The sequence below is a fragment of the Mesorhizobium sp. M5C.F.Ca.IN.020.32.2.1 genome (assembly GCF_004023105.1).
GTDB lineage: Bacteria > Pseudomonadota > Alphaproteobacteria > Rhizobiales > Rhizobiaceae > Mesorhizobium > Mesorhizobium wenxiniae.
This window is the reverse complement of the sequence record NZ_RZSX01000568.1, coordinates 1-4,225: the sequence shown is the minus strand read 5'-3', so window position 1 is coordinate 4,225 and position 4,225 is coordinate 1. Positions and strand designations below refer to the sequence as shown.

At 65.2% G+C, this 4,225-nt stretch carries 4 protein-coding genes; 1 reads left to right on the top strand and 3 read right to left on the bottom strand.

Annotated features, from left to right (window positions below; genetic code table 11):
• From EOA86_RS24430 to EOA86_RS24420, 3 genes are all read right to left on the bottom strand, one after another.
• The coding region (locus EOA86_RS24430) for a biotin/lipoyl-containing protein (RefSeq protein ID WP_348633366.1) at positions 1-338 on the bottom strand (338 nt) is incomplete at its 3' end.
• A 20-nt stretch (positions 339-358) separates the two neighbouring features.
• Positions 359-1,372 (bottom strand): alpha-ketoacid dehydrogenase subunit beta, encoded by a 1,014-nt coding sequence (locus EOA86_RS24425; protein ID WP_128344011.1) that lies wholly within the window; start codon positions 1,370-1,372, stop codon positions 359-361.
• Positions 1,373-1,374: 2 nt separating this feature from the next.
• A complete protein-coding gene (locus EOA86_RS24420) occupies positions 1,375-2,607 on the bottom strand; it encodes a 3-methyl-2-oxobutanoate dehydrogenase (2-methylpropanoyl-transferring) subunit alpha (protein WP_128344009.1) in 1,233 nt (410 codons plus the stop codon).
• Between the two features lie 541 nt (positions 2,608-3,148).
• On the opposite strand from EOA86_RS24420, the gene holA reads away from it, so the two are divergent.
• A complete protein-coding gene (holA, locus tag EOA86_RS24415) occupies positions 3,149-4,195 on the top strand; it encodes a DNA polymerase III subunit delta (protein WP_127209806.1) in 1,047 nt (348 codons plus the stop codon).
• Positions 4,196-4,225: the final 30 nt, after the last annotated feature.

The window sequence follows — 4,225 nt, the reverse complement described above, 5'->3', positions numbered from 1 at the left end:
CCTCCCCCCTGTGGGGAGGGGCCCGGGGTGGGGGTAGCCTCGGTGGCTTTCGCCTCACCTCCCGACGATTCCGCAGCGGCCTTCACATTGCCTTCGCCGGCCACCTTCAATCTGACGATGGGCGAGCCGATCGCCACCGTGTCGCCGATCTCCGCACCGAGCCAGACGATCTCGCCGTCAACGGGCGAGGGAATCTCGACCGTCGCCTTGTCGGTCATGACGGCGGCCAGCACCGCGTCCTCGCGCACGAGATCGCCGACCTTGACCTGCCATTCGACCAGCTCGGCCTCGGCGACGCCTTCGCCGACATCGGGCAGCTTGATCACATATTCGCCCATCGTCGTCAGGCCTCCCCCTTTTAGGCTTCCATCGTTTCAACGAGCGCGCGGCCGAGCCTAGCGGGACCGGGAAAATAGTCCCACTCCTGCGCGTGCGGATAGGGCGTGTCCCAGCCGGCGACCCGCGCCACCGGCGCTTCCAGATGGTAGAAGCAGTTCTCCTGCACCAGGGCCGACAGCTCGGCGCCGTACCCGGATGTCAGCGTCGCCTCGTGCACGATCACGCAGCGGCCCGTCTTTTTCACCGAGCCGACGATCGTCTCGAGATCGAGCGGCAGCAGCGTCCTCAGATCGATGATCTCGGCGTCGATGCCGGTCTCCTCGGCCGCCGCCTCGGCGACATAAACCATGGTGCCATAGGCGAGCACGGTGACAGCGGCACCCGGCCGGCGGATCACCGCCTTGCCGAGCGGGACCGTGTAGTGGCCGTCGGCGACCTCGCCAAGTTCATGCTTCGACCACGGCGTCACCGGGCGCTCGTGGTGGCCGTCGAAGGGCCCGTTGTAGAGCCGCTTCGGCTCCAGGAAGATCACCGGGTCGGGATCCTCGATCGCCGCAATCAAGAGACCCTTGGCGTCATGCGGATTGGACGGCACCACGACCTTCAGGCCGGAGACATGGGTGAACAGCGCCTCCGGACTCTGGCTGTGGGTCTGGCCGCCAAAAATGCCGCCGCCGGTTGGCATCCTGACCACGATCGGACAGGTAAAGTCGCCATTCGACCGGTAGCGCAGCCGCGCCGCTTCCGAGACAATCTGGTCATAGGCCGGATAGACATAGTCGGCGAACTGCACTTCGACGCAAGGTTTCAGGCCGTAAGCGGCCATGCCGATGGCCGAGCCGACGATGCCGGATTCGCTGATCGGCGCATCGAAGCAGCGGCTCTTGCCGAATTTGGCCTGCAGGCCTTGCGTGCAGCGGAAGACGCCGCCGAAAAAGCCGACATCCTCGCCGAACACGATGACGCGTTCGTCGCGGGCCATCGACACGTCCATGGCGTCGCGGATCGCCTCGATCATTGTCCGTCTTGGCATGATCAGACCCCGGCCTGCTGGCGTTGGCGCCTGAGATGCGGCGGCATCTCGGCATAGACGCCCTCGAACATGTCACGCGCCGAAGGCTTGCCGCCGGCATGCAGCGTGCCATGGCGCTCGGCCTCCCTTTGCGCCGCGATCACTGTTTCGAGGATTTCTGCTTCGGCCTGGGTGTGGCGCTCGTCCGACCAGACGCTGCGCTGGATGAGATGGTTCTTCAGCCTGACGATCGGATCGCCGAGCGGCCACGCGTCGGACTCGGCCTTCGGCCGATAAGCCGACGGATCGTCGGAGCTCGAATGCGCGCCGACACGATAGGTGACATATTCGACCAGCGTCGGGCCGAGATTTTTCCGCGCGCGCTCGGCCGCCCATTTCGCCACCGCATGGACGGCGAGATAGTCGTTGCCATCGACCCGCAGCGACGGAATGCCGAAGCCGAGACCGCGGGCGGCGAAAGTGCCGGAGCCGCCCCGGGCGATGCCTTGGAAGGTCGAGATCGCCCACTGGTTGTTGACGACGTTGAGCACGACCGGCGCCTTGTAGGTCGAGGCGAACACCAGCGCCGAATGGAAGTCGGACTCGGCCGTCGAACCGTCGCCGATCCAGGCGGCGGCGATCTTCGAATCATTGCTGATCGCCGAAGCCATCGCCCAGCCGACCGCCTGGATATATTGCGTCGCCAGATTGCCGGAGATCGAGAAGAAGCCGTGCTCCTTCGACGAATACATGATCGGCAGCTGCCGCCCCTTCAGCGGGTCGGCCTCGTTCGAATAGATCTGGTTCATCATCGTGACCATTGGATAGCCGTCGGCGATGAGCAGGCCTGCCTGACGATAGGTCGGAAAATTCATGTCGCCCAGCGCCAGCGCCTTGCGGAAGGCGCAGCTCACCGCCTCCTCGCCCAGATGCTGCATGTAGAAGGAGGTCTTGCCCTGCCGCTGCGCCATCTGCATGCGCGCATCGAAGCTGCGCAGCGTCATCATGTGGCGCAGTCCTTCCAGCAATTCGTCGTCGGAAAGCAGGCCAGCCCAGGGTCCGACCGCCTCGCCGGCGCGGTTGAGCACGCGGATGATCGAGAAGGCCATGTCGCGGATGGTGCGCGGATCGACGTCGATCTCGGGACGCGGCACCGAGCCGGCCTTGGGGATGGTCACATTGGAAAAGTCAGGCGTCCCGCCCGGCCGCACCTCCGGTTCCGGCACATGGAAGCGCAATAGTCCCGCATCAGCCATGACCTTCGTCCTCCAATGTTGCCCGGTGCGATCTTTGCACACCGCCAGACCAGTGCCAATTCGCCGGCTGGTGCTTCAACCGGGAACGACCACAGAAAGGCCGCCTCCCCGATACCGCCAGCCAAGATGCAGATATGTCGCCGAAATTTCTTGTCGATCTTCTGGTGCCGCGCGCAACTAGGCGAATGGTCCGGCCTGATTTGGCGCAAGAGCCGGTATTTTTGGGCTTGCAACGGGTTCCTCGCCCCCATGAAATGGGGGAGAGGTGGCTCGGCAAAGCCGAACGGAGAGGGGGAAGGCGCGACCTGAATGATTCAGAGGCTCGCCAGCGTGGTTGCCCCCTCTCCCACCGCTTAACTGCCACCTCTCCCCCGCTTTGCGGGGCGAGGAAACCTGGTCCTGCAAGATCGGCAACCTCTCGAAATTCCTATACCCGGGGAGATGTCGGCGGGACAGAGAGGGCGCTGTGCTATAGGTGTTTCGGAAGATAGCGGCGTCCTTTTGTTCACCCCGCGCCCGCATTCATGCTAACCAGAGCCCGATGGCACAGAAGAAAGGTTATGAGGTCGATTCGTGGCTAGCGCGGCCGGATCCGCGCATCTCGGTCGTCCTGCTCTATGGTCCCGATCGTGGGCTCGTCGCCGAGCGTGCAAAGGCCTTTGCCGGCAAAACCGGCCTGCCGCTCGACGATCCGTTCTCGGTGGTCAGGCTGGACGGTTCGGAAGTCGATCGCGACGAAGGCCGCCTGCTCGACGAGGCTCGCACCGTGCCGATGTTTTCGGACCGGCGCCTGCTCTGGGTGCGCAATGCCTCCGGCCAGAAGGCCCTGGCCGACGACGTCAAGGCGCTGACTGCTGAGCCCGCGCGGGACGCGATCATACTGATCGAGGCCGGGGACCTGAAGAAGGGCGTCGGGCTGCGCGCCATCGTTGAGGCGGCGGACATTGCCATGGCGCTGCCGTGCTATGCCGACGAGGCCCGCGACATCGACACGGTCATCGACGACGAATTGCGCAAGGCCGGCATGTCGATGACGCTGGAGGCCCGCCAGGCGCTGCGCCGCAACCTCGGCGGCGACCGGCTGGCCTCGCGCGGCGAGATCGAGAAGCTGGTGCTCTACGCCCACGGCCAGACCGAAGTCGGCCTCGACGACGTCAAGGCGACTTCGGGCGACGTCTCCGGTCTGTCCTTCGACGACGCCGTCGATGCCTTGCTCGAGGGCAAGGTCGGCGATTTCGACATGGCCTTCACCCGCCACTGCCAGTCCGGCGGCCAAGCTTTTCTGGTGCTTTCCTCGGCGATGCGGCAGCTGCAGGCGATCCAGGCGATGCGCGGCCTAATGGACACCGGCGGCCGCAACGCCGCTTCAGTCGTTGCCGCGGCGCGCCCGCCGGTTTTTTTCTCGCGGCGCAAGCTGGTGGAGAAAGCCCTCGAACGTTGGAGCAGCGAGGCGCTTGGCCGCGCTTTGACCCGATTACAGACGGCGGTCCTGCATACCCGCCGGCGGCCGGATCTCTCGGTCGCGCTGGCACGGCAGGCGCTGCTCGGCATTGCTGTTGAGAGCGCAAGGCTGGCGCAGAGAGCCTAATCTCCCCCCTTGCGGGGGGATGTCGCCGAA